Origin of the sequence: Allokutzneria sp. A3M-2-11 16, from assembly GCF_024213555.1 — a bacterium.
Classification (GTDB): Bacteria; Actinomycetota; Actinomycetes; order Mycobacteriales; family Pseudonocardiaceae; genus Allokutzneria.
This window is the reverse complement of record NZ_JANAVO010000002.1, coordinates 253,269-278,025: the sequence shown is the minus strand read 5'-3', so window position 1 is coordinate 278,025 and position 24,757 is coordinate 253,269. Positions and strand designations below refer to the sequence as shown.

General features: G+C 69.6%; 20 protein-coding genes. 9 read left to right on the top strand and 11 right to left on the bottom strand.

What is annotated here, in order from left to right; translation table 11 throughout:
- Positions 1–2: 2 nt before the first annotated feature.
- Positions 3–1,385, top strand: a complete 1,383-nt coding sequence (locus tag NLX83_RS19375; protein WP_308209337.1) for an amidase — start codon at positions 3–5, stop codon at positions 1,383–1,385.
- Here the strand turns inward: NLX83_RS19375 and NLX83_RS19370 are convergent.
- Positions 1,382–2,053: a phytanoyl-CoA dioxygenase family protein gene (locus NLX83_RS19370; protein WP_254236483.1), complete on the bottom strand. Its 672-nt coding sequence runs from the start codon at positions 2,051–2,053 to the stop codon at positions 1,382–1,384. The genes NLX83_RS19375 and NLX83_RS19370 overlap by 4 nt on opposite strands.
- An 82-nt stretch (positions 2,054–2,135) precedes the next feature.
- On the opposite strand from NLX83_RS19370, the gene NLX83_RS19365 reads away from it, so the two are divergent.
- On the top strand, positions 2,136–3,353 hold the full coding sequence (locus NLX83_RS19365; RefSeq protein WP_254236482.1) for an MFS transporter: 1,218 nt from the start codon (positions 2,136–2,138) through the stop codon (positions 3,351–3,353).
- Here NLX83_RS19365 and NLX83_RS19360 read toward each other — a convergent pair.
- From NLX83_RS19360 to NLX83_RS19325, 8 genes are all read right to left on the bottom strand, one after another.
- Entirely contained in the window at positions 3,340–5,859 is a 2,520-nt protein-coding gene (locus tag NLX83_RS19360; protein ID WP_254236481.1) for a helix-turn-helix transcriptional regulator, read from the bottom strand. The two genes, NLX83_RS19365 and NLX83_RS19360, sit on opposite strands and share 14 nt — an antisense overlap.
- A gap of 72 nt (positions 5,860–5,931) precedes the next feature.
- Positions 5,932–7,908 (bottom strand): beta-galactosidase, encoded by a 1,977-nt coding sequence (locus NLX83_RS19355; protein WP_254236934.1) that lies wholly within the window; start codon positions 7,906–7,908, stop codon positions 5,932–5,934.
- 83 nt (positions 7,909–7,991) lie between these two features.
- A complete protein-coding gene (locus NLX83_RS19350; RefSeq protein WP_254236480.1) occupies positions 7,992–8,828 on the bottom strand; it encodes a carbohydrate ABC transporter permease in 837 nt (278 codons plus the stop codon).
- Positions 8,825–9,694, bottom strand: coding sequence for a carbohydrate ABC transporter permease (locus NLX83_RS19345; RefSeq protein WP_254236479.1), 870 nt, complete (start codon positions 9,692–9,694; stop codon positions 8,825–8,827). Before NLX83_RS19345 ends, NLX83_RS19350 begins: the two co-directional genes overlap by 4 nt.
- 5 nt (positions 9,695–9,699) lie before the next feature.
- Positions 9,700–11,001 carry an ABC transporter substrate-binding protein gene (locus tag NLX83_RS19340; RefSeq protein ID WP_254236478.1) on the bottom strand — a complete coding sequence of 434 codons (1,302 nt, stop codon included), beginning with the start codon at positions 10,999–11,001 and terminating at the stop codon, positions 9,700–9,702.
- Positions 10,998–12,116, bottom strand: a complete 1,119-nt coding sequence (locus NLX83_RS19335) for a sialidase family protein (protein WP_254236477.1) — start codon at positions 12,114–12,116, stop codon at positions 10,998–11,000. The genes NLX83_RS19340 and NLX83_RS19335 overlap by 4 nt, the downstream gene beginning before the upstream one ends.
- A 1-nt stretch (position 12,117) precedes the next feature.
- Positions 12,118–13,053, bottom strand: coding sequence for a dihydrodipicolinate synthase family protein (locus NLX83_RS19330; protein ID WP_254236476.1), 936 nt, complete (start codon positions 13,051–13,053; stop codon positions 12,118–12,120).
- Entirely contained in the window at positions 13,050–14,483 is a 1,434-nt protein-coding gene (locus NLX83_RS19325) for an MFS transporter (protein WP_254236475.1), read from the bottom strand. The genes NLX83_RS19330 and NLX83_RS19325 overlap by 4 nt, the downstream gene beginning before the upstream one ends.
- Positions 14,484–14,582: 99 nt before the next feature.
- Here NLX83_RS19325 and NLX83_RS19320 point away from each other — a divergent pair, with 99 nt between their 5' ends.
- Positions 14,583–15,260: a FadR/GntR family transcriptional regulator gene (locus tag NLX83_RS19320; protein ID WP_254236474.1), complete on the top strand. Its 678-nt coding sequence runs from the start codon at positions 14,583–14,585 to the stop codon at positions 15,258–15,260.
- Between the two features lie 20 nt (positions 15,261–15,280).
- Entirely contained in the window at positions 15,281–17,074 is a 1,794-nt protein-coding gene (locus tag NLX83_RS19315; RefSeq protein ID WP_254236473.1) for an exo-alpha-sialidase, read from the top strand.
- A 272-nt stretch (positions 17,075–17,346) separates the two neighbouring features.
- Here the strand turns inward: NLX83_RS19315 and NLX83_RS19310 are convergent, their stop codons facing one another.
- Entirely contained in the window at positions 17,347–18,438 is a 1,092-nt protein-coding gene (locus tag NLX83_RS19310) for a J domain-containing protein (protein WP_254236472.1), read from the bottom strand.
- 135 nt (positions 18,439–18,573) lie between these two features.
- Positions 18,574–19,761 carry a YncE family protein gene (locus tag NLX83_RS19305; protein ID WP_254236471.1) on the bottom strand — a complete coding sequence of 396 codons (1,188 nt, stop codon included), beginning with the start codon at positions 19,759–19,761 and terminating at the stop codon, positions 18,574–18,576.
- Between the two features lie 143 nt (positions 19,762–19,904).
- On the opposite strand from NLX83_RS19305, the gene NLX83_RS19300 reads away from it, so the two are divergent.
- Genes NLX83_RS19300 through pcaDC form a run of 5 tightly spaced genes read left to right on the top strand, consistent with a single transcriptional unit; the run spans position 19,905 to position 24,636 of the window.
- The gene (locus tag NLX83_RS19300) at positions 19,905–21,059 is read left to right on the top strand and encodes a 4-hydroxybenzoate 3-monooxygenase (protein ID WP_254236470.1); all 1,155 of its coding nucleotides are present in this window, start codon (positions 19,905–19,907) and stop codon (positions 21,057–21,059) included.
- Positions 21,056–21,748 (top strand): protocatechuate 3,4-dioxygenase subunit beta, encoded by a 693-nt coding sequence (pcaH, locus tag NLX83_RS19295; RefSeq protein WP_254236469.1) that lies wholly within the window; start codon positions 21,056–21,058, stop codon positions 21,746–21,748. The genes NLX83_RS19300 and pcaH overlap by 4 nt, the downstream gene beginning before the upstream one ends.
- Complete coding sequence (gene pcaG, locus NLX83_RS19290; protein ID WP_254236468.1) at positions 21,745–22,269, top strand: protocatechuate 3,4-dioxygenase subunit alpha; 525 nt, start codon at positions 21,745–21,747, stop codon at positions 22,267–22,269. The genes pcaH and pcaG overlap by 4 nt, the downstream gene beginning before the upstream one ends.
- Positions 22,262–23,557 (top strand): 3-carboxy-cis,cis-muconate cycloisomerase, encoded by a 1,296-nt coding sequence (gene pcaB, locus NLX83_RS19285; protein WP_254236467.1) that lies wholly within the window; start codon positions 22,262–22,264, stop codon positions 23,555–23,557. The genes pcaG and pcaB overlap by 8 nt, the downstream gene beginning before the upstream one ends.
- Positions 23,554–24,636, top strand: coding sequence for a bifunctional 3-oxoadipate enol-lactonase/4-carboxymuconolactone decarboxylase PcaDC (gene pcaDC / locus NLX83_RS19280; protein ID WP_441296811.1), 1,083 nt, complete (start codon positions 23,554–23,556; stop codon positions 24,634–24,636). The genes pcaB and pcaDC overlap by 4 nt, the downstream gene beginning before the upstream one ends.
- Positions 24,637–24,757: the final 121 nt, after the last annotated feature.

The window sequence follows — 24,757 nt, the reverse complement described above, 5'->3', positions numbered from 1 at the left end:
GGGTGGAGCTGGCCGACCTGAGCGCGGTCGACGCCGTGGCGATGTTCCGGTCCGGGGCGGTGTCCCCGGTGGAGATGCTGGACGCGGTGCTGTCCAGGGTCGAGCGGGGCGAGCCCGTGCTGCGGGCCACCTACTCGCTCGACGCCGAAGGGGCGCGGGCCACCGCGAAGGCCGCGGAGCAGCGCTGGCGGCGCCAGGAACCCGTTGGAGCGCTTGACGGTGTGCCGGTGACGGTCAAGGAGAACGTCGCCACCAAAGGCACTCCGGTCCCGCTCGGCACCGCCGCGACCGAGCTGGTCCCCGCCGAGGCCGACGCTCCCGCGGCCGCGCGGCTGCGCGAAGAGGGCGCGGTGATCTTCGCCAAGACCACCATGCCCGATTTCGGCATGCTCTCCTCCGGCCTGTCCAGCTTCCACGCGACGGCCAGGAACCCTTGGGACACAAGCAAAGGACCCGGTGGGTCGAGCGCGGGAGCCGGGGCGGCGGCCGCGGCGGGCTACGGACCGCTGCACGTCGGCACGGACATCGGCGGCTCGATCCGGTTGCCCGCGGGCTGGTGCGCGCTGGTCGGGCTCAAGCCCACGTTCGGCCGAGTACCGGTGGACCCGCCCTATCCCGGGCGCGTCGTCGGCCCGATGACCAGGACCGCGAAGGACGCCGCGCTGCTGATGTCCGTACTGTCCAAACCGGACAGTCGCGATCACCTCAGCCTGCCGCCGCAGGAGCTGGACTGGCGGTGCCCGCCGGTCTACCCGCGCGGGCTGCGCATCGGGCTCCAGCTCGACGCGGGCGTGGGTCTCCCGGTGCACCCGGAGATCGCCGCGGCCGTGACCGCCGCGGCCAGGGCGTTCGAGGCGGCGGGTGCGGCGGTCGAGCCGATCGGGCCGATCATCGGCAGCGAGATGCTGAGCGGCCTCAACGATTTCTGGCGCATGCGGTTCTGGTCGGACTTCGAGCGGATGCCGGTGGAGCGCAGGGCGCGCGTGTTGCCGTTCATCCGCGAATGGGTGGAGAGCGGTTCCGGCCTGTCAGGGCTTGAGGTCTATCGCGGGTACGGCCAGATGGACGCGATGGCCGTCGCCGCGGAGCGCGCGCTCAAGCCCTTCGACTACGTGCTGTCCCCGGTGTCGCCGGTGCCCGCCTTCGACGCGGAGTCGGCTTCCCCCGACAACAATCCGCTGGCGCCGTTCGAGCACATCGGGTTCACCGTGCCGTACAACATGTCCGGCCAGCCCGCCGCGTCGGTCAACTGCGGCTTCACCGGTGACGGGTTGCCGATCGGCCTCCAGATCGCCGGGCACCGCTTCAACGACGTCGGAGTGCTCGGGCTCGTCCGTACCTACGAGCGGATTCGCCCGGCTCAACCGTCGTGGCCGAGTTTCTAAGCCGGTAGCAGGGGCGGTTGCGCCATGAACTTCGGCGTGGTGCCGCGGTGCGGTTGCGCGGCGTGCACGAGGAACGGGTGGCACAGGTAGACATCACCGGCCCGGCCGGTCGCGAAGGTGACCGGCCGGTGCGCGGTCGCCTTGTCGATGTGCGGCGACACCTCGAAGAACTCCGCGCCCTCTTCTCCGTACGGCTCAAGCACTTTCGGCACGTCCAGGTGCGAGCCGACGCGGATGCGGGTGGGCGCGTCGTCCTCGCCGACGTCGGAGAACAGGAACAGCATCAGCAGCGCGCGGCCCTTCGAACGGTGGTTCAGCCGCATCTGGCCGGTGGCGGTGTAGAAGCTCGCCTCCGCGTGCCAGCCGTCGTCGCCCGGCTCGTCCGGATGCGGGAAGCGGACCGGGAAGGTGCCGAGGCTGCCGCGCGGTAGCCATCGGCCGGGGCCGACCAGCTCGTCGAACGCCCGGTGCAGCTCAGGCGTGTTCACCGCGCGCCGGAACGGCTCCTGGGCGTAGTCGCCGAGCCGCACCACGGGCTTGGTCCACGTGCTCCGGTCGTCGGGATCGAATCCCGTGTCGCGCCACAGGATCTCCCGGCCCGCATCGGCGAGCTCGCGCGGAAACGCGTTCTCGATCTTGACGAACCCGTTCTCCCGGAACTCCCGCATGCCCGGTACCTTCGCCGTCGCGCAGCCTCACGGCAACTGGTTTTCGTGCGTAAGGGCTGGTAAGGGCACTACGTTGAGCGGGGTGGAAACCGTGACCTCGCCGCCGTTGTTGCTGCGCAACCGCCCCTTCACCTTCCTGTTCGCAGCACGTGCGATCTCGGTGCTCGGCAACGGGTTCGCCCGCGTGGCGCTCGCGTTCGCGGTGCTCGGCCTGCCCGGGGCCACGCCGACGGAGCTGTCGGTGGTGCTCGCCTGCCAGGCGCTCCCGCAGCTGCTGTTCGTGCTGCTCGGCGGCGTGATCGCGGACCGCACCTCGCGCAGCGGCCTGATGATCGTCGCGGATGTGATCGGCCTGCTCGCCTACGGCGCGATGGCGGTCGTCCTGCTCACCGGCCAGGCGACGATCCCGGTGCTGGCCGCGCTCGCCGTGGTCTCCGGCATCTCGCTCCCGCTGTTCCTGCCCGCGTTGTCCGGGGTGGTGCCGGAGATCGTGCCGACCGAGCGCCTTCAGCAGGCCAACGCGCTTCTGCAGACCGCGGTCGGCCTGTCCCTGGTGCTCGGCTTCGGGCTGTCCGGTCTGGTGGTGAGCCTGGTCGGCGCGGGGTGGGCGATCGCGCTGAACGCGGTGTCTTTCCTGGTCAGCGCGGTGCTGGTGTGGGCGATGCGGCTGCCCCCGCAGACCAGGGTGACGGCCACGAGCGGGTGGGTGGACCTGCGCGACGGCTGGCGCGAGTTCTCCTCCCGCCAGTGGTTGTGGGTGGTGGTGCTCCAGCAGACCGTCACGGTGGCGGCGATCGTCGCGGTGACCGGGGTGCTCGGCCCGCTGGCGGCGGAGGACGGCCTCGGCGGAGCTCCGGCGTGGTCGGTGATCGTGGCCTGCCACTCGCTCGGGCTGCTCGCCGGGTCCACGGTCGCCCGGCGCCTTCGCCCTCGGCGGCCGCTGGTGACGGCGTTGCTGCTCAGCTTCGTCTTCCCGATCCCGATGGTGCTGCTCGGCATTGTCGCGCCGGTGTGGCTGACCGCGTTGTCGATGTTCGCGTGCGGTGTGGCGGGGAGCTTCTTCGGCGTGCTGTGGATGACCACGGTGCAGCGCGAAGTGCCCGCGGAATCGCTGTCCCGCGTCAGCTCTTACGACCTGTTCGGCCAGCTCACCCTGGCGCCCTTGACGCTGCTGTTCATCGGACCGCTCGCGCAGAGTTTCGGCTACGGTGCGGTGCTGGTGTGGTGCGGTGTGCTGATGCTCCTGTCCAGCCTGGGCGCGTTGCTGTCGCCGCAGGTCCGCGGGCTCAGGGCAGGTTGAGCGCGGCGGCGAGATCGGTGCGGCGGCGTACCCCGAGCTTGGCGTAGGCGTGTTGCAGGTGGTTGCCGACCGTGCGCACCGAGACCGCCAACCGAGACGCGATGCCCGCGTTGTCCAGGCCCGCCACCGCGAGCTCGCACACCTCGCGCTCCCGCGTGGTCAGGGGTTGCGGGCCGGTCAGCGGGTTCAGCCACACCGGGCTGAATCCGCACTCCGTCGACAGGCGCTCCGCCATCCGGCCGAGCCGGGCCGCCGTGCGCGATCTTCCCTTCGCCACGTCCGCGCCCACCGTCGCCGCCTCCAACGCCATGCCGCCGTAGCCCAGCTCCGCCAACCGCACGGCGGACGCCTCCAACGCGGCGACATCGCGGGTGGCCAGGGCGTGCGCGTGTGCGGCGAACAACGGGAATGCCGGGCTGTCACAACGCGTTGCCAGCTCCGCGAGCAGCGACGCGTCCACAATGGATGGTCGCATGCGGCACAGGTAGTACTGGCACTCCACCGCGTTCGTCAGCCTTCCGGCACCGATGTGCTTGCGCACCAAGGCTTCCAACAGGGTGGCCGCGTGCGTGGACTGCCCGGAGTTGGCCAGCACCCGGATCTCGGCGAAGGCCATGTGGTCGCTGAGCCCGGATTCCGAAGGCATCCGTGCACGCGTCTCGGCGATCACGTCGGCGGACGGCTCGCGCAGGGCGGCGGCGCACGCGGCGAACTCGCTCGCCACATAAGCCTGGATGGGGAACGGCATCGCGTCGGTGACCAGGGCGCGGGCCTCGCGGAAGTACGGCAGGGCTTGGGGAACGCGTCCCGACCACGACTCGCACACGCCGCGTTCCAGCGCGATCAACGCGACCTCGGCCGGATCGCCCTCCGCGACCGCCTCCGCGTAGTAGCGCTCCCCGGTGAGTAAAGCCTCCCGGATACGGCCGGTCAGGGTGAGCGCGTGCAGGTGACATGCGCGCGCCGCCCCGCGCAACGACGCCCACACATGGGACAGGCCCAGTTCGCCGAACTCCGTGACGACCTGCTCCGGCCGCCCGGCGAAGGTCCGCAGGTAGACGCTGAGCGTCGCCGCCGCGCCCGCGACCACGGGTGTCGTGGGCGCCAGATCGGCCCGGTCCACCGCGCGAATCCGGCCGCTGCCAAAGAAATCGATTGCCAGCTCAGCGACGCCGAGTTCCGGTGATCTTTCGGATGCGGCTCGCACGACCTCCGCCGCGGCGTCCGGGCGGCGCAGCCCCCAGAGCAGGTTGATCGCCCGGATCGCCACCAGCTCGCCCGTGGTTTCCTTGCACAGCAACGACTCTGCCTCTTCGGCCTTGCCCTGGGCCACCAAAGCCTGGCTCAGTACGCTCAGCGCGGCCGTGCTCGGGATGCGGCGCGCCAACTCCTCGGCGAGCCTGGGATCGCAGCGGGTCAACGCTTCTCGCGCGGCGCCGAGCACCTGATCGTCGGAGACGGCGAGACCTCCGCGCAGTCGCCAGTCCACGGCGCGCAGCTGATCGGTCGCGCCCGCCTCCGCCAACCGCCGGAACACCCTCCGCCTGCGCAGGCGCCCGGTGCGGGCACGCGTGACCTCGCCGTAGAGCGGATGAGCGCAGCGCACGAGCAAATGGCTGCCACTGGGCTCGACGGCGAGCAGCGACCGCGCTTCCAAACCGTCCAGCACAGCCGCCGGAACCAAGCGCTCCAACACATCCGCTTCGACGGGCTCGGCGTGCGCCAGGTACTCCATCGCCCGCGCGTCCGCCTCGGTGAGCGTGCCGATGGCCGCCGCGACCGCGTCGCCGAGCCGCGCGTGCGGGGTCAGCGGCCCGTTCCAGCACCAGACCCCGTCCCGCTCCGCGAGCGCGCCCGACTCCAGGCCGGAGTCGATCAGGTGCCGCAGGAACAGCGGATTGCCCTGACTGTTGTGGCACAACAACTCCGCGGTGAGACCGGCGACCGGACCGCCGAGCACTCCGTGCAGCAGATCGGTCACCTCCACCGCGGACAACGGCCGCACCTCGAACACTTCGACCAGCCCCCGTCTGCGCAGCGCCGCGACCGGATCGCGCTCGGCGGCCGCGGCTCGCGCGGTGGCCACGGGGCGCGCGTCCACCGTGGTCGCCAGGTGTTGCACCAGCGCCGCCGAGACGTCATCGAGGAAATGCGCGTCGTCCAGGCCGAGCACGATCCGTCGCCCGTTCGCCAGCGCGCGCAACCGCCGCGTCGCCGCGCCGAAGAAGTCCGCGCGCATGCTGGGTTTCGTGCCCTCCGGCAGCCAGCCCGCCACCGCGGCGAACGGCATCTCCCGCGTCGCCTCCGCCCCGGTGGCGGTGACCACGAGCAGCCCGTCCGCGCGGCACCGCTGGAACACCGCCCTGGCCAGCCGGGACTTGCCGATCCCGGCCTCCCCGGTGAGCAGCACGCCGCCCCGCTCGCCCCGCCGCAGCACCGCCGTGATCGAGTCCAGCTCGGCGGAGCGGCCGGTGAGCGGCCAATCCGCGTGGCTGCCAACGGTCATCGTGGCGATACTAATGCGGCGCTCCGCCCCGCCCACCGACGTTCGTCGGTCTTGAAGACGGGGGAACCGGCCTCAGCGGAGGATGGCGACACCGCGCGGGGGGAGTTCCAGACGCTTCGTTGGAGCGCTCCCACCCGCGAGGAGGTCGGTCATCGGGTGGTCGAGGTCCACAGTGGACGAATGCGGATTGTGGTTGAGCAGGAACAGGAAGTCGCCACGTCGCGTGGCCTGCACGCCGCCGGGCAGCCCGGCCAGCACCGGTTCGACGCCCGCGCGCGCGGTCACGTGCTCGGAAAGCGCTTGCAGCAGCGCGGGATCGGGGCGCGTGCCGAGGTACCACGCGACGCCCTCGCCGAACTCCGACCTGGTCAGCGCGGGGCTCCCGTCGGTGAAGCGCCCCTGCACCTGCGCGCCCTCCACGGTGATCCGCTCCGACCACAGCGTCGCGCCGCCGGTCTCGCCCAGCAGCTCCACCGGCAGGACCTGGCCGGAGTCCAGCGGCCGGAACTCGTCCACCCGCAGCCCCAGTAGCTGCCGGAACGGCGCGGGGTAGCCGCCGAGGTGCACGCGGTCGGACTCGTCGACGATGCCGGAGAAGAACGACATCAGCAGGTGACCGCCCCCGCGGACGTACTCGGTGAGCCGCTCGGCGTTCACCGCGCTGACGAGGTACAGGTTCGGCACCACCACGAGCCGGTAGCCGCTGAGGTCGTCGTCGGGACTCACCACATCGCACCCGATGTTGGCGTTGAACAGCGGCGCGTAGTGCGCCAGCAAAGCATCCACTTGCTGTACATCGCTTGATGGATGCGCGTCGAGTTCGAGCGCCCGCCAGCTCGCCCAGTCCAGGACCAGTGCGACGTCGTTGTCCGGTCGTGATCCCACGATCTCCGGTAGCGAGGCCAGTTCCGCGCCGAGCGCGACGATGTCGCGGTGCTGGTCGGTGTCCGGCCCGGCGTGCGGGACCATCGCGGAGTGGAACTTCTCGGCTCCGCCCCGGGACTGCCGCCACTGGAAGTACATGATCGCGTCGGCGCCCTGGGCCACGGCCTGCCAGCTCCACAGCCGCATCTGCCCGGGTTCCTTGGCGGCGTTGCGCTCCCGCCAGTTCACCGCGCCCGGGGCCTGCTCCATCAGCAACCACGGCTGGCCGCCGCGCGCACCGCGGTACATGTCGTAGGTCAGCCCGGCCTCGACGTGCGCGTTCCGGTCGAAGGGCTCCGGGTAGGAGTCGAAGCTGACGACGTCCAGCTCCTCCGCCCACCGGCGCAGATCGAGTGCGTGCGAGTAGCCCGCGAAGTTCGTGGTGACCGGGACGTCAGGGGTCAGCTCGCGGATGACCTCCTTCTCCGCGAGCAGGCAACCCAGGATCTCGTCGGAGGAGAAGCGCGCGAAGTCCAGCTGCTGGCTGGGGTTGTTGAAGGCGGGGACCGTCCGCGGTGGCAGCACCTCGGCGAAGTCGTCGTAGCGCTGCGACCAGAACTTCGTCGACCACGCGTCGTTCAGCGCGTCCACCGTGTCGTAGCGGGCGCGCAGCCACGTGCGGAACGCCTCGGCGGAAACGTCGCAGTAGCAAGCGGGTGTGTCGCAGCCGTACTCGTTCCCGATGTGCCACAAGGCAAGCGCGGGGTGGTCGCGGTAGCGCTCCGCGATCAGCCGGACGAGCCGCGTGGCGTGCGACCGGAAGGCCGGGCTGGACGGGCAGTACGCCTGCCGCCCGCCCGGCCACATCCGCGTCCCGTCGGCCAGCACCGGCAGGATCTCCGGGTGCTTGCGGGTCAGCCACGGCGGGGGAGAGGCCGTCATGGTCGCGAGTGACGCCGAGATCCCGTTGCGGGACAGGTTGTCCATCACCTCGTCGAACCAGCCGAAGTCGTACTCGCCGTCGCGCGGTTCCACCAGCGCCCACGAGAAGATGCCGACCGAGACCATGGACACGGAGGCGCCGCGCATCAGCCGCATGTCCTCGGCCCACACCTCGCGCGCCCACTGCTCGGGGTTGTAGTCGCCGCCGAAGGCGATCCGCCCCATCGGGAGCCTCACATCCATCTCCACTCACTCATCCCTTAGCCGAGGTGGTTCACCGGTCTTCAAGTACCCCGAACCCCACCGCCAGCCGTCTCAAACCACGCCTAACCCTTGACGCTGCCCTCGGTCAGGCCACCACGCCAGAACCGTTGCAGGAACACCATTGCGATCATCAGCGGCACCACGGACACCAACGCCCCACCGATGGTGAGCTGGGTGAGCACCGGCTCTCTGTCCGCTGTGGACTGCCAGAGCGACAGGCCGAGCGTGAGCGGGTAGAGCTTGGTGTCGGACAGCATCACCAACGGCAGGAAGTAGTTGTTCCAGATGCCGACGAACTCGAACAGGAACGTGGTCACCAACGCGGGCGCCATCATCCGAAGCACCACGGTGTGGAAGATGCGCGCCTCACCCGCACCGTCGAGCCGCCCCGCCTCCAACAGCTCGTCGGGCACCGCGGCGTCCGCGTAGATGCGGCACAGGTACACGCCGAACGGGCTCACCAAGCACGGCAACAACACCGCGAACACCGTGTTGGACAAACCCAGCTGGCTGAACAACAAGTACAGCGGCAGGGCCAGCGCGGTGAACGGCACGAGCACACCGCCGAGCACCAGGTTGAACACGGTTTCCCTGCCGCGGAAGCGGAACTTCGCCAACGCGTAGCCGCACGCGGCGGCGACCCATGTGGACAGCGTCGCCCCGACTCCCGCGTAGAGCAGCGTGTTCCCTATCCACCGCAGGAAAATCCCGTCGTTGTAGGTGAACACCTGCTTCAGGTTCTCGAACAGCTGCGGGTTGAACAGCCACCAGCCGGAGGAACCGTAGAGATCACCGGTCGATTTGGTCGCCGCGATCACCAACCAGTACACCGGGATCAGGAAGTACAGCGCCGCGACGCACAACAGCGCCGTGACGGTGATCTTCGTGGTCGTCTTCACGGGCCCCTCCTGCCGACGAGCTTGAGGAAGCCGAAGGACAGCACGAACGCCGTCAGCGCCAGCAGCACGGCCTGGGCGGCGGCCAGGCCGTAGTCGTTGTTGACGAACGCCTCGGAGTACGCGCTGAGGTTCGGGGTGTAGCGGACGTCGATCGCGGTCGAGAGTTCCTTCAGCACCATGGGTTCGGCGAACAGCTGGAGGGTGCCGATGATGCTGAACACGGTGGTGAGCACGAGCGCGGGCCGGATCAGCGGAAGCTTGACGTGCCAGGCGATCTGCCACGCGTTGGCGCCGTCCATCCGCGCCGACTCGTAGAGGCTCGGGTCGATCGCGTTGAGCTGCGCGGTGATGACGAGCATGTTGTAGCCGGCGAAGGACCACGTAACGATGTTCGCGATCGACCACAGCACGTTGTCCTGGCCGAGGAAGTCGATCTCCACGCCGAGCAGCTCGGAGAACGGGCTCACCCCCGGCATGTACAGGAATCCCCACAGGATCGACGCGAGGACGCCGGGGATGCCGTACGGCAGGAAGTACGTGGCGCGGAAGAAACCCTTCCACCGCGCGGAAGCCGAGTCGAGCAACAGTGCGAGCAGCGTCGCGCCCGCGATCATCACCGGCACCTGGACGACGCCGAAGAGCAGGATTCGCCCCAGTCCGCCGAGGAAACCCGGTTCCTGCAAGGCCCACAGGTAGTTCGTCAGGCCGCCGAAGACCTGCTCCGCGCCGCCGAGCCCCAACGGCCCGGTCCGCTCGACCACCGTCAGGCTGCGGTAGATCGAGTAGCCGATCGGCAGCAGGAAGAACGCGGAGAACAGCACCAGGAACGGCGCGAGGAAACCGGCGATGGAAAGCTTCTGTCTCATGATCTTCACCCCGCGCTCAGCGGAAGTCCCTTCTTCTCCATCGCGCGAACGGTTCTGCGCTGTGTCGTCGGCAGCGCGTCGCGCAAGGTGAACGCGCCGTTGACCGCCTGCCCGAGCTGATCGGTGAGGACCTGTAAGGACTGCGTGGTGATCGGCGCCCACTTCCACGCCGTGTCAACGCCCGCGTTCGCCTCGCCGAAGACCTTCGCGATCGACTGACCGCCGTAGTACGGGCTCGGCGCGTGCAACTCCGGGATGGAGTCGGTGCTCCGCAGCGCTGGCCAGCCGTAGCCACCCGCGAGCAGCAACGCGATGCTGCGCGGATTCGTGTTGAGCCACACCGCGAACCGCATGGCCTCCTTGGGATATGCCGTCCCGCGAACGACACAGGTGCTTGAGCCGCCGAGGTTCGACGCGACGAAGGGTCCGCCCCACTGCGGCATCGGCGCGACGGCCCACTTGCCGGTGCCGTTGGGAACGCCGCCGCGCAGCACGCCATCGGCCCAGTGCGCGCTCATCCAGGTGACGCTCTTGCCGTCGGAAAGGTCCTTGTACCAAGCGGTTCCGCTGTCCGGGATCGTCTTCACCAGGCGCTCGCGCACCAACGGCTGCCAGAAGTCCATCACCCGGCGGGTCGGCTCGCTGTCGATGTCCACCGTCCACCGCTGGTCCTTCGTGCCGAACCACCGCGCGCCGGCCTGCCACGACAACGCCGCCTGGTACTGCCCGTTGTTCGGCGGGAACGTGCCGAGGTAAGCATCGTGCGAGCGCACTTGTTCTGCCGTTTTCGCGTACTCCGCCCAAGTTCGAGGCGGAGCGATGCCCCACTTGTCGAACAGGTCCCGCCGGTAGTACATCGCGACCGGGCCCGATGCCTGCGGGATCGCGTACAACCCGCCGCCGTAGGCGCCCTGCTGCCAGATCCAGTCCACGAACAGCGATCGGTACTGGTCACCGCCGTGCTGCGTCAGCTCCTCGAGCCCGCCGTACATCATCATCGCGGGCATCTCGGAGAACTCCGCGTGCATCAGGTCGGGCTGTTGCCCGGCTTCGAGCGAGGAGTAGAACTTCGAGTAGCCACCGCTGCGCGCCGCCGGGATGCGGACGAGGGTGACCTGCACGTCGGGGTTCTCGGAGTTCCACAGCGCGACGCACTTCTCGATCCCCGGCACCCACGCCCAGAACGTCAGTCGGGCCGGGCCGGGCCCAGGTGTCCGCCGCGCCGGGCCCCCGGGCTTCGAACAGCCCGCGAGCACTCCGAGCGCCAGGGCGCCGCGCAACGCTGAGCGGCGCGAGAATCCGGTCATCCCAGGCTCCCCATCCCTATGGTGTGGAAGATGATCCGCTCGTACGGTCCGGCCTCGTACAGCAGGCCGACCCGGTCCTCGTCGACCTGCACGAGGTCAGAGTAGGCGGCTTTGCCCGGCGAGATCTCCACCGACTTCGGCCAGGTCTTCCCGCCGTCCGTGCTCGCGCGCACGGTCATCTTCTCCCTGGCGGCGGGGTTTCCGGGTGCGGAGAAGAGCAACGGTCCCTTGCGCGCTTGCAGGACCGAGCCCTGGACGACCGGTGCGAGGAGCGCGGGAACCGGCGTGAACGGCGCGGTGAAGCTCCGGCCGCCGTCAGTGCTGTACGTGGCCGCGCGCGCTCCGTCCGAGGTCCCGTGCTGATCGCGGGTGTTGACGTACACGCGTCCGTCCGGCAGCTCCGCGGCGGTGCTCTCGTTGCCGTTCACCACGCCGTCGTGGTTGACGTCCTTCGCACCGATGCGCCAGTTCCGCCCGTCGTCGTCGCTGTACAGCAGGTGCGCGTCGTAGTACTTCGGCTCGGTCCCCACATCTGCGCTCCCGCTCGGCGGGGCGGAGGAGTGGTTCGCCGGGACGACGAGCCGGCCGCCGCGCAGGCTGATCGCGTGCCCGGGGCCCGTTGCGTACCAACGCCAATCGGCCTGCTTGGTCTGCGGAGTGATATCGCGCGCCCTGCTCCACGTGCGGCCGTCGTCATCGCTGTGCTGCACGAAGACGCGGCGGCTCTCCTCCGGCTTCACCGTGCCCTTGCGGATCTCCGACTCGTGCACGTGACCCGGGTTGTGCGTGCTCAGCAACACGATTCGGCCCGTCCGCCGATCCACGACCGGTGAGGGGTTGCCGAAGGTGTTGGGGCCGTTGTCACCGACCACCTGGAGCTTCCCCCAGGTCCTGCCGCCGTTGGCCGAGCGCTTGACGACGAGGTCGATGTCGCCGGTGTCGCTGGCGCTGGCCTTCCGCGCTTCGGCGAACGCCAGCAGGGCACCGTCGCGCGCCTTGATGATCGCCGGGATGCGGAACGTGTGGTAACCCTCGGTCCCGGACTGGAAAACCGTTCCTTCCGCAGGGGCCGGTGTGAGTCCTAACAGGACGGCAGAGATCAGAGCGAGCTTCACGTCACTCCTCTCCGTTGGGGAGCAGGGCGGCTTCCACGAGGTAGGAGCGCACCGCGGCGCGCTCGCTGGCGTTGAGCTGGATCATCGGGACGTTGGTGGTGCCGTTGGCGATCACGCCGAGGGCGACCAGGGCTTCCTTGAACGCGCCGATCGCCGACGAGTAGCCGCCCATCCGCGAACGGTCGCCGACGGCCGCGAGCTTGAACAGCCTGCGCAGCCGGTCCTGTTCCCGTTGCGCCACATCCCATTCGCCGCGCCGGGCAGCGTTGTACAGCCGCACGTAGCCGTGCGGGTCGACGTTGCCGATGCCCGGTACCAGGCCGCTCGCGCCGCACCGCAGGCTGACGTCGGCCAGCGTCTCCGAACCGGAGAACACCGGGAAACCGGTGCCGCGCACCAGGTCCAGCACGGCGTGCAGGCCGTTGAGGTCACCGCTGCTGTCCTTGAGCCCGTCCAGCACTCCCTCCTTGGCGAGGTCGGCGATCACCTCGGCGGGCAGCTTGCTGTGCACGGAGCTGGGGATGTCGTAGGCGACCAGCGGCAGGTCGACGGCCGCCCGGATCGCGCGGAAGTGGCCGCGGAACTCGGTCGGATCTGTTGGCACGTAGAAGGGAGCGGTGGCGACCAGCGCGTCCGCCCCGTGCGCCTTGGCGGCCATGGCCTGCTCGATCACCCTCGGCGTGGCGGTGTCGATCACGCCCGCCAGCACGGGGACCTGCCCCGCCGCCACCCCGGACACGATCTCCAGCGTGCGGGTGCGCGCCAGGTCGGTGAGGTAGCCGACCTCGCCGGTGGACCCGGTGACGAACAGCCCGTGCACGCCCGCGTCGAGCAGGTGGCCGGTGAGGCGCTCCAGCGAGGGCCTGTCCACCTCGCCCTCCGGGGTCAGCGGAGTGCACAGCGGCGGGATGACGCCGGACTTGGGGAGGCTGGTCATTGCTTCTCCGTTTCGCTGCGAAGCTCCGGTGCCACCTGGTCGGCGGCCACCGTGCGGTCGACCACGAGGTCGTCCTTGTGGAACAGGCGTTGCACCCGGGCGGGCGCGTCGATCGCGACGAGCAGGATCACCACGAGCGTGAGCCCGAAGGTCAGCCCGCCCAGTGCCGTCGCGAGCCCGGTCTGCTTGGCGATGGCCGCCCCGAGCACCGGGGCGACGGCGCCGCCGAGCGCGCCGACGTTGTAGGTGAAGCCGAGGCCCGCCGCGCGCTGCGGCGTGTCGAAGTACCCGGCGACGAGCTTGGGCAGGATGCCGGAGATCCCCTGGGCGAGGGCCTGCTGACAGAACAGCAGGGTTCCCAGCAGCAGCAACTGGTTCCCGCCGAGCGCGAACACCGGCAGCACGAACAGCAGTGAGGCGAGCAGGGTGATGCTGTAGGCGCGCCGGGTGCCGAGCCAGTCCCCGACGAACCCGGCCAGCCAGCAGCCGAACATGGTGCCGAAGCCCGCGAAGAACAACACGTCGGCCACCTGCGCGGGGTCGTAGCCCAGCTCGGTCTTGAGGTAGGTCGGCAGCAGCGCCTGGATCGGCCACGAGTACAGGAACGCGCAGAACACCACGACCATCAGCGTGAGCATCATGGGCGTGCGCTTCCCGGCGAACTGCGCGGCGAAGACGATCAGCCCGGCGGCGGCGACGGCCACGAGCGGCCAGAAGAGCCCGGCGGGCACGGAGGTGAAGAGCAGGAACAAAGCGAGGCCGACGACGACGGTCAGCGCGATGTTCCCGGCGGCGCGCCTGCCCTGGTACAGAACCTCCACGAAGGACCGTTCCTTGGTGGAGTGCTCCCAGTCCGCGGCCTCCGGCAGGCTCCGCCGCAGCCACAGCGCCAGCAGGATCGGCAGCAGCCCGACCAGGAACAGCGCGCGCCAGCCGAACTCCGGGACGATGAAGCGGTACGCCTGCGCGGCGGCGACCCCGCCGACGGAGAAGCCGGAGATCAGGAATCCGCTGGCCCGGTTGCGCAGCGCGCGCGGCCAGCTCTCGATGACGTAGGTGGCGCTGGCGCTGTACTCCCCGGCCATCCCGATGCCGACGATCAACCGCGCCACGAACAACGGCCAGTAACCCCAGGCGAGCCCGCACGCGAAGGTGCCGACGGAGTACAGCACGATGCTGAGCACCATCGCGTGCTTGCGGCCGTGCCGGTCGCCGAGCGCGCCGAGGACCAGGCCACCGAACCAGCGGGAGATGAACGCGGCCGACACCAGGGTCGTCGCGGTGACGGTGTCCAGGTTGAACTCCGCGGCGACCTCGGTCAGCACGAGGCCCATGAGCACGAAGTCGAAGCCGTCGAGCGCGTAGCCGAGCCACGCGGCGGCGAACGCCTTCCAGTCCTTGCGGGTGAGCTGGCTGTACCAACGGGCCATGTCAGAGCCTCCTCGCTCCGGCCTGGTCAACATCCAACGTAGGACGTAGGATGTCCAGGGAAGCTACGCGGCGGCCGCGCGGCTGGCAAGGGGGCGGCAGTGGGACCACGATTGCAGGACCGCATCGTCGATCTGATCCTGGAACGCGGCCTGGAGCCGGGGGAGTCGATGCCGACCGAACCGGCGCTGATGGACGAGCTCGGCGCCAGCCGCAACTCCGTCCGCGAAGCGCTGCGCGCCTTGCACACCTTGGGGATCGTGGACATCCGGCACGGCTACGGCACCTTCGTCGGGGCCGCGCCGATGACCGCGTTCACCCCGGGGCTGCTGTTCCAGGCCCGCCAGTCCCTCGGCAAGGACGCCTCGGTGCTCGCGGACCTGGTGGAGATCCGCCGGATCCTGGAGGTCGAGCTCATCGGCAAGGTCGTCCCGGTGGCCGACGAGGCGTTCCTCGCCGAGCTGGACGGGCTGACCGCCGCGATGGAGTCCGGCGAGCGCGATGCCGACGAACGGTTCCACCAGGCGCTCTACCGCCCGGTGGGCAACGACTTCGCGCTCCAGCTGATCGCGCTGTTCTGGACCGTGTACTACCGCCTGGAAGCCGAGTTGGAACCGCCCCGCAAGGCCGCTTCCGAGATCACCCACGGCCACGACGAGATCGTGGCCGCCCTGCGCACCGGCGACCCCGCCGCCGCCCGCGCCGCCATGACCGAGCACTTCGCGGACATCGAGAACCGAGTGGCGAGCCTGACTGGAAGGATCGCCAAAAAGGAGTAGCACGCCCCTGAGGAGGAGCAGTGCAGAAGCTGGTTTCCTTGGTTTTAGTTGGTCTTTTGTTAGGTGTCACGCCCGCCGCGGCCGCACCGGAGTTCGATCAGCAAACCCTGTACGCCAAGGGAACCGGGGGCTACAGCTGCTTCCGCATCCCGGCGATCGTGAAGGCGCGCGACGGAGGGGTGCTCGCCTTCGCCGAAGGCCGCGTTCGCGATTGCGGCGATGACGGCGACATCGATCTCGTCGTGCGTCGGTCCGCCGACAACGGCAAGACGTGGGGCCCCGTCACGCTCGTCGCGAACATGGGTGCGGACACGATCGGCAACCCGGCGCCGGTCGTTGATCGGCAGACTGGCCGGATCGTGTTGCTCAGCACGCACAATCCCGGCGACAACGACAACAAGCGCACGCCGTACGTCCAGTACAGCAACGACAACGGCCTCACCTGGACCGCGCCGAAGAACATCGCCGCGCAGGCGACGCGCCCCGAGTGGGACTACTGGTACGCAACGGGTCCCTCGCACGGCATCCAGCTGAGCAGCGGTCGCATGGTCGTCGGTGGCAACCACGAAGGCCGTGAAAGCGTGCTCCAAGGCGGACATCTGCTGCTCAGCGACGACGGCGGCCTCAACTGGCGCATTGGCGCCGTGGACGACCGGCTCGCGAACACGGTGAAGCCCCAGGAGATGAGCCCGGTCGAGCTGCCCGACGGCCGCATCCTGATCGCCGCGCGCGACCAGAACGGCTCCGAGCCGGGGCACCGCGCCTTCGCCACCTCCTCGGACGGCGGGCTCACGTTCGACCGGCCATTTTCGACAGACCCGCGATTGGTCGCTCCCGTCATCCAGGGCGCGACGATCCGCCACGGCTCGCGGCTCCTGTTCTCCGCTCCGGCGCACCCCGCCTCCCGCGAGGTGATGGCGGTGCGGTCGAGCCGGGATGGCGGGAGGACCTGGGACACCTGGCAGCGCGGGAAGGTCATCCACTGGGGCCCGGCCGCCTACTCCGACATGGTGGTCCTCGGCCCGGGGTACACCGGTCTGCTCTACGAGGGCGGCACGGCGAGCGCCTACGAGTCCATCCGCTTCGCCCGCTTCACCGAGTCCTACCTGGCCAAGCCCAACGGCACGCCGCCCGGCATCCCCGGACCGGCCCTGCCCGGACCCACCACCCCCGACCGCTCGCCGCACACCAACAAGGCGTACGTGCGCGGCCCTGGGTCCATTGTGGACGGACAGTTCGGTTCTGCCTTGGGGCTCAACGGCTCCCAGTTCGTCGAGGTCCCCTACTCGGCCGCGGTCGACCTCGGCTCGTCGGACTTCACCGTCTCCGCGTGGTTCCGCTACGGCGCGGGAACGGGCCCCCGCACGATCCTCTGGGCCTACCGTCAGGGTGAGGGGCCGACGCCCGGTCTGTACCTGCGCGCCGAGCCCGACGAGAAGCGCCTCCGCGCCTTCCTCGGCGTCGAACAGGGCTACGTCACGCTCTACTCGAAGAGCGCCTACAACGACGACAAGTGGCATCACGTTTCGCTGCAACGAGTTTCCGGCGACTTCGTGATGCGCGTCGACGGCTACCAGGTCGCCGCGACCCCCGCGCCCGGCGGCTCCGTCACGGCAGGCCGCGAGTTCGGCGTCAGCGGAGTCCACATCGGACAGCGGCTCGACGGCACGCAACGCTTCCGCGGCTCCTTGGACGAGGTCCGCATCTACCGCCGCGCCCTCTCCATCGACGAGCTCTACCGCCTGCGCGTGTCCAACGAATCCCTCCCTCGCGGCGCCGCCCTCCACCTCCCCCTGGACAAGATCACCCCCTGACGTTGATCTACCCAATGCGGCATTGGTTACGTCAGACGTAACCAATGCCGCATTGGGTACATCTCCGCCGCGCTAGAATCCACGCATGCGCCGCATCCCCCACGTTCACCCCATCGTGGCCTGAAGCGGCTGAAAATCCCGTTTCGTACTCATAACAGGAAAAAGAGCGCTCCCAAATCCTGCTATGAGTACGAAACGGGAAACAGTGCTGGGTCGGGACGGGGCGGAGCTAGGGGATGCAGGGGGCAAGGGGAGGGGCTGAGGGAGAAGGGTCAGGAGACTACGCGGTCTAGGACGGTGCGCAGGGCCTTGCGATTGACGGCGGAGGGGTCCTCGGCGAGCCATGCGCCGACGTCGTACACGAAGTCCTCGGGGGTCATCGGCGGCGCGGGGATGGTCGGCGGCTCGCCGGTGCTCACCTCGCCCAGCCGGCTCGGGTAGATCACCACAGCGCCCCGCACCTCGACGCCGGGCATGTGCCTGCGGAACGCGGCCACGGCGCGCGGCAGCGTCACGGCGCCGCCGCGGAACGGGTTTCCGTTGCGCCACAAGGAACCGTCGTCGTCGGCCTCGTAGTGGCCTGGCAGCCACAGCTTCGACTCGATCAGCACGAGGCGGCGGCCGCACAGCACCGCGTGGTCGACGTCGGCGAAGACCGAGCCGGGCAGCGACAGGCCGTGGAAGATCCGCGCCGCGGGCAACCGGGTCAGGTAGTCGGTGAGCAGCGAAGCGGTCAGGCGCTCGGCGAGCTGGTCGCGATCGGCGCCGGGCTTGCCGAACACGCGGTGCCCGCCGATCTGCGCGGCGAAGTCGCGGTCGGCCCGGCCGGAAGCGACGTACCGGCGGGCCAGCCGCAGCATCGCCATGGTCGTGCCGAGCACCGTCACCAGCCACATCGTGAACAGCAGCGGCGACAGGTCCAGCACGAGCGCGGGGGCCAGCAGCAGCGCGAACCCGCTGAGCGCCGACACGGCGGGCGCGTGCCCCGGGCTGGTGACCGGGAGGAAGCGGACGCGAGCCGCCGGATCGACCTCGTCCCACCACGGGATGTCCTCGGGATCGAGGATCGCGGTGGGCGGCTCGAAGTCGGGGTCGGTGCCGAAGTCCCGTTTGCGGGTCGGCCGCGGCCGGGTCCTGGTGGCCGTCCCCCCGCCCGAGGGAACCACGCCACCCCGGTCGTAGCTGGCGCGCTGAGCCGGGTCGCCGAGCACCTCGTAGGCCTCGCGCAGCATCCGGAACGTGCCCGCGGTGCCCCCGGCGTCGGGGTGCATCACCTTGGCCAGCGAACGGTAGGCGGTCTTGATCTCCGAGGCTGAGGCGTTCCTGGACACGCCCAGCAGCTCGTAGTAGTCGACCACGCCCACGTTGCGCCTACCTCCTGTGCTCGCGTGGACACCCTATGTGGTCGCTCTCGGTGATGATCACCCCGGCCACGCGCTGGGCCGTCCAGGGACTCCGCCCGCGCCGCCGCTACCGTCCGCGAGCGGCGCGGGGGAACCTCAGCCCACGGCGCGGGACAGCCCGCCGATCACCCCTTCCGCGAGCCTGCCGAGCCGTTCCCGCTGCGGGTAGTCGCCGACCGGCACCCTGGCCACCTCGCGGGCGGTCCGGTAGTCGACCACCGAGACCTCGTCGGTGTTGCTCAGGGTCACGAAGCAGTGGTTGCCGTCGATGCTGGTCGTGGCCCAGTACGGCAAGGACTTCGGGGCGTAGTGCTGGAAGGCGTCGGTGGTCAGGCCGGGCCGGGAGACGATCGCGGTGTAGTCGTCGATGGTGCCCGCCATGCACAGCTTGCTGCCGTCGCCGGACATCGCCATGCCGTGGTGCGCGGAGTTCTGCGGGTACTGGTCGGGGTTCAGCGCCTGTCCGCCGGTGCTGAACGGCATCTCCACGGTGCGCGTGATCCGCCCCTCGACGAGGTCGTACTCGACGAAACCGTTGAGGTAGGACAGTTGCGCGTACATGGTCCGCTCGTCCGGGGTGATCACCGCGGGCCGGATGCCGTACTCGAACTGGTAGGTCCGCAGCACCTGCCAGGTCCGCGCGTCCGCCACGGTCAGCTGTTTGAGCCCCTTCAACCCGTTGAGCGCCTTGGGAAAGCTCGTCGTGCCGATGCTGGCGTTGTACACCCGCTCGCCGTTGGCCGAGTAGATGTTCTCGTGCGGGTAGGTCCCGGTGGGGAAGGAGTTCACCACCGTCCCGGTCGCGGTGTCGATGACCTGCGACTTCTGCGCGGTGATCGCCGAGACGACGAACCGGCTGCCGTCCCTGGACAGCGTCGCGTGGTCGGCCTTGTGCCCGTCGAGCTTGACCCGCCAGGCGATCCGCCGCCCGGCGAGGTCGTAGGCGATCACGTCGCCGAGGTTGCCCCTGGACGCGTAGAGGGTGCGGCCGTCGGGGGAGAGGTGGGCGTCGTCGACGAACTTGTCGCCGCCCGCCTGCTGTTTGACGATCTCGTAGATCGCCCGCTCGATCGGGTTCATCGCGTCGAGGCGTTCCTTGAGGTCCGGGATGAGGTTGACCGAGCCGAGGTTGGTGAAGGTCCTGCCGTCCAGGAAGCTCGCCGTGCCGCCCGCGCTGTTGCCGATGATCACGACATCGCGCAGCGCCTCGGCCTTCGCGGGGGCGGCCGTGGTCAGCGACATGACCGCCACGGCCGCGGTGAAGAGCCGGAATGTGCCCGTCATAGGAGGTCCTCTTCGACTGCCGATGGCGGCGGCGAGGTCAGGCTACTGGTGAGTTAAGTAAGCGGTGAAGCGGCCGAACGTGGGCTTCCGCTCACCGGAAACAGTGGCTGTCCGGGGGCCGGGAGGTCGCGAGGGTGGGAGCCATGCGGACTCAGGTTGCGGTCGTCGGCGCGGGCCCGGCGGGACTGCTGCTCGCGCACCTGCTGCGACTGGAGGGCATCGACGCCGTCGTGCTGGAGACCAGGCGGCGGGAGCACGTGCTCGGCCGGATCAGGGCCGGAGTGCTCGAACCCGGCACCGTCGAGCTGTTGCGGGAGGTCGGCCTCGGTGCCCGGCTGGACCGCGTCGGCCTTGAGCACCAAGGCTTTTCGCTGCGCTTCGACGGGACCGAGCACCGCATCGGACTCGCCGAGCTGACCGGGAAGTCGATCACCGTCTACGGTCAGCAGGAGGTTGTGCGCGACCTGATCGACGCGGCGGAGCCCGAGCCGTGCTTCGGCGTCTCCGATGTCGCGCTGCGCGACGTCACCACCGATCGCCCCAGTGTCACGTTCACCGACGCCGGTGGCACCCGCCGAACCTTGCACTGCGACGTGATCGCCGGGTGCGACGGTTTCCACGGGGTGAGCAGGAGCGCGGTCCCCGCGACCGGTTACGAGCGGACTTTTCCCTACTCCTGGCTGGGAATCCTGGCGAAGACCGCGCCAGTGCACCACGAGTTGATATACGCGCACCACGAGCGCGGCTTCGCCTTGCACAGCATGCGCTCGCCGGAGCTGACCCGGTTGTACCTCCAGGTCGAGCCGGACGAACGGATCGAAGACTGGCCGGACGAACGGATCTGGGATGAACTGGCCGTGCGACTGGGCACTGCCTGCGAGCCGGGACCCTTGGTGGAGAAGGGAATCACGGCGATGCGGGCCTTCGTCGCCGAGCCGATGCGGCACGGCAGGCTGTTCCTCGCCGGGGACGCCGCGCACATCGTGCCACCTACCGGTGCCAAGGGGCTGAACCTCGCCGTCGCCGATGTGAGGCTGTTGTCCAGGGCGCTCACCGCGCTGCTGCTGCACGGCCGCGAGGGCGACGCACTGTCCTATTCGGACACACGAGTGCGGGGAACGTGGCGGGCGGAGCGGTTCTCCACGGAGATGACCGAGATGCTGCACCGCTCGGCCGATCCGTTCGAGCGGCGGCTGAGCCTGGCCCGGCTGCGCAGGATCGCCTCGTCCACCGCGGCGGCGACCGCGCTCGCCCAGGACTACGTCGGGATTTCTGTCGGTGTTTCGGAGGACGCGTGAACCTGATCGGCTACCGCAGGGACCCCGAGGGCATCCATCCGCCGCTGGACTCGCCGAGCTACGGCTCGACGCGCCTGCGCCACCCCGGTGAACGGCTCGTGCTGCTGCCGCACGGGCTGACCGAGATCACCGGACCGCTGCTCGGGTCGGGCCGGGTGACGAAGACCGACAGCGACCTGACACTGCGAGAACCGTTGGGGCAGCGGGTCATCTTGCACGGCCGAGTGCTCGACGGCGACGGGCGGGCGGTGCCGGACGCGCTCGTGGAGATCTGGCAGGCCAACGCGGCCGGGCGGTACCTGCACAACGCCGACCGGTGGCCCGCCCCGCTCGACCCGGGTTTCGACGGGGTGGGCCGGGCCCTCACCGACTCGCGGGGGCGCTACCGCTTCCTCACGATCAAGCCCGGCGCGTACCCGTGGCGCAACCACCACAACGCCTGGCGGCCCGCGCACATCCACTTCTCGGTGTTCGGCATGGCGTTCACCCAGCGGCTGGTGACGCAGATGTACTTCCCGGACGATCCGCTCCTGCCGCACGATCCGATCTTCAACGCGGTCCCGGACGAGCGGGCGCGCGGGCGGATGGTCGCGCGCTTCGACCTCGCCGTGACGGAGCCGAACTGGGCGCTGGCCTTCGAGTTCGACATCGTCCTCCGTGGCCGCGACAAGACACCGGAGCACCGATGAGTACGCCCGCGCAGACGGTCGGACCCTTCCTCCACATAGGACTGTCCTGGCTGGGCGGTGAGTTCGTTGTCCCGCACGGCACTCCGGGCTCGATATGGATTCACGGTGTCCTGCTCGACGGATCGGCGGAACCCGTGAGGGACGGCCTGATCGAGACCTGGCAGGCCGACCCGGACGGCCGCTTCGACCACCCCGACGATCCGCGCGGTGCGGTCGAGGGCTTCCGCGGGTTCGGTCGCAGTGCGACCACTGTGGACGGACACTTCGCGGTACTGACGCTGTTGCCGGGAGCGCTTCCTGGTTGTGCTCCGCACATCAATGTGTCGGTGTTCGCGCGAGGGTTGCTGCACCGGGTCGTGACGCGGATCTACTTCCCGCAGTTCGACAACGCGTCCGATCCGGTCTTCGAGTCCGTTCCGGAGGCTCGGCGGAGAACTCTCGTCGCGAAGTCCACTGAGGACGGATATCGCTTCGACATCCGCTTGCAGGGCGACGAAGAGACGGTGTTCTTCGATGTCTGAGCCGAATCTCTTCGACGGCGTGCTCGCGGCAGGCGGAGTGCGCGAGGCGGTCTCGGACACCGCGTGGATCCAGGCGATGCTCGACTTCGAGTCGGCGTTGGCGGCGGCGCTCGCGGACGTCGGGCTGATCGACCGGGTTCATGCCGACCGCATCGCGGAGCACTGCCGCGCCGAGTTCTACGACGCCGCCGAGCTGGCCAGGGCATCGGTCCAGGCAGGCAACCCGGCGGCGCCGCTCGTCCGCGCGCTCAGCGATCGCGTCGGCGACGGGCACGTGCACCACGGCGCCACCAGCCAGGACGTCATCGACACCGCTGCCATGATCATCACCAGGAACGCCGTCGGCGTGGTGCTCGAAGACGTTCGCGCCGCCGCACGCGTCGCCGCAGACCTGGCGAGGGAGCACATCGACACCGTCCAACCCGGGAGAACCCTTCTCCAGCAAGCACTTCCGGTGACCTTCGGAGTGACTGCGGCCGGGTGGCTCATCGGGCTCGTCGAAGCGGCCGAGCGGCTCGAAGCCATCAGGCCGACGCTCCAGTTCGGCGGCGCCAGCGGGACCCTCGCGTCGTTGGGGGAGGGCGGCGTCGAGGTCATAGCCGCCCTCGCGCGCCGCCTCGACCTCGCCGAACCGGTGTTGCCCTGGCACACCGTGCGCCTTCGCATCGCCGAGCCCGCGGCCGCACTCGGCGCGCTGTGCGGTGTGCTCGGCACCATCGCTCGCGACATCACCCTCCTCGCGCAGACGGAGATCGGCGAGGTCACCGAGGAAGGACCGCCAGGCTCGGGAAGCTCGTCGACCATGCCGCACAAGCACAATCCGGTTGCCGCGGTCGCGGCGCTCGGTTGCGCGATCCCAGCGCCGGGCCTGGTCGCGACGCTGCTCCAGGCGGGAATCCAGGAACACCAGCGCGCGGCCGGAGCCTGGCACGCCGAATGGCGTCCTCTACGAGAACTGTTGCGCACCAGCGGTTCTGCGGCCCACTGGTTGCGCACGAGCCTCGAACGCCTTCGCGTGCACCCCTCGCGGATGCGCGCGAACCTCGCCGGGGACGTTCTCGTCGAGCGCGTCACGACCGAGCTGACGCCGATCGTCGGCAGGCAGCGCGCGCACGACGCCGTCACCCAGTGCTGCGCGAGCGGGGGCGAGCTGGTGGAAGCCCTCGCGGAAGATCTTTTGGTGGGCGCACACCTCAGCCGAGAGCGGCTGCGCGAACTGGTGCAGGGCGAGTATTTGGGAAGTGCGAAGGAATTCGTCGAGCGAGCTTTGCGGAGGGTGGGCAGATGAAGCTGCACAGCGTGTCCGAAGGTCCGGTGAACGGGCCCGTCGTCGTGCTCAGTTCCTCCCTGGGCAGCGATCTGCGCGTGTGGGATCGCCAGGCGGAAGCATTGGTGCGAGCCGGATACCGCGTCGTCCGCTATGACCACCGGGGCCACGGGGGCTCCCCGGCGCCGAAAGGCCCGTACACGCTGGCGGAACTCGCGTCGGACGTGGTGGAGATGTTGGACGCGTACGAGATCCGCCGGGCGCACTTCGTCGGGCTGTCGCTGGGCGGAATGGTGGGGATGTGGTTGGCGGCCAACGTTCCGCAACGCATCGACCAGCTCGTGCTGTGCTGCACATCGATCACCCCGGGCACGGAAGAGGCATGGGCGCGGCGCGCGGAAACTGTGCGCCGCGAGGGGATTTCCGCCGTCGTGGACGAGGTCCTGGGACGATGGTTCAGCTCCTCCGCCGACGATTTCTGGCGAGAGATGTTCGTGGCCACATCGGCTGAGGGATATGCGTCGTGCTGCGCGGCCATCCAGGGCATGGACCTCGCGAACGAGCTACCGAAGATCACCGCGCCGACCTTGGTGATCGCCGGCGAGCACGACCGCGCGACTCCTCCGGAGGACGGCCTGCGCATCGCCACCGGCATTCCGTACTCGCGCCTGGCGGTCGTCCCGGGCGCCGCCCACCTGGGCCCGGTGGAACGCGCGACCGAGTTCACCGAGCTGATCCTGGACCACCTCGGCGGGAACAAGCGGACCGCTGGCGAGGCCGTTCGGCGCGAGGTCTTCGGCGACGCGCACGTGGACGCGGCCGAGCCGTCACCGTTCCAGGACTACATCACCGAAGCCGTCTGGGGGTCGATCTGGACGCGCCCCGGACTGGACCGCAAAACGCGAAGCTGTATCACATTGGCGATTCTGGTCGCGCTCCGGTGCCACGACGAACTGGCGCTGCACGTGCGCGCGGCTCCGGGAAACGGATTGACCGCGGAAGAGATCGACGAGGTGATACTCCATACGGCCGCATATGCGGGCGTTCCCGCGGCCAATTCCGCCTTTCTGGTGGCGCGAAGCGTAGCTCCGGGTAACTGACCGAGCACGTATTATTTCGGAACTCTGTTGGCTAACCGCTTGTCCTGGTTAGCAGGCCGTTCGGCGCTTGGATGACGATTGTCGGCGCGGCCTTGGTTAGGGTCGGTGACCTGGGGTGGAC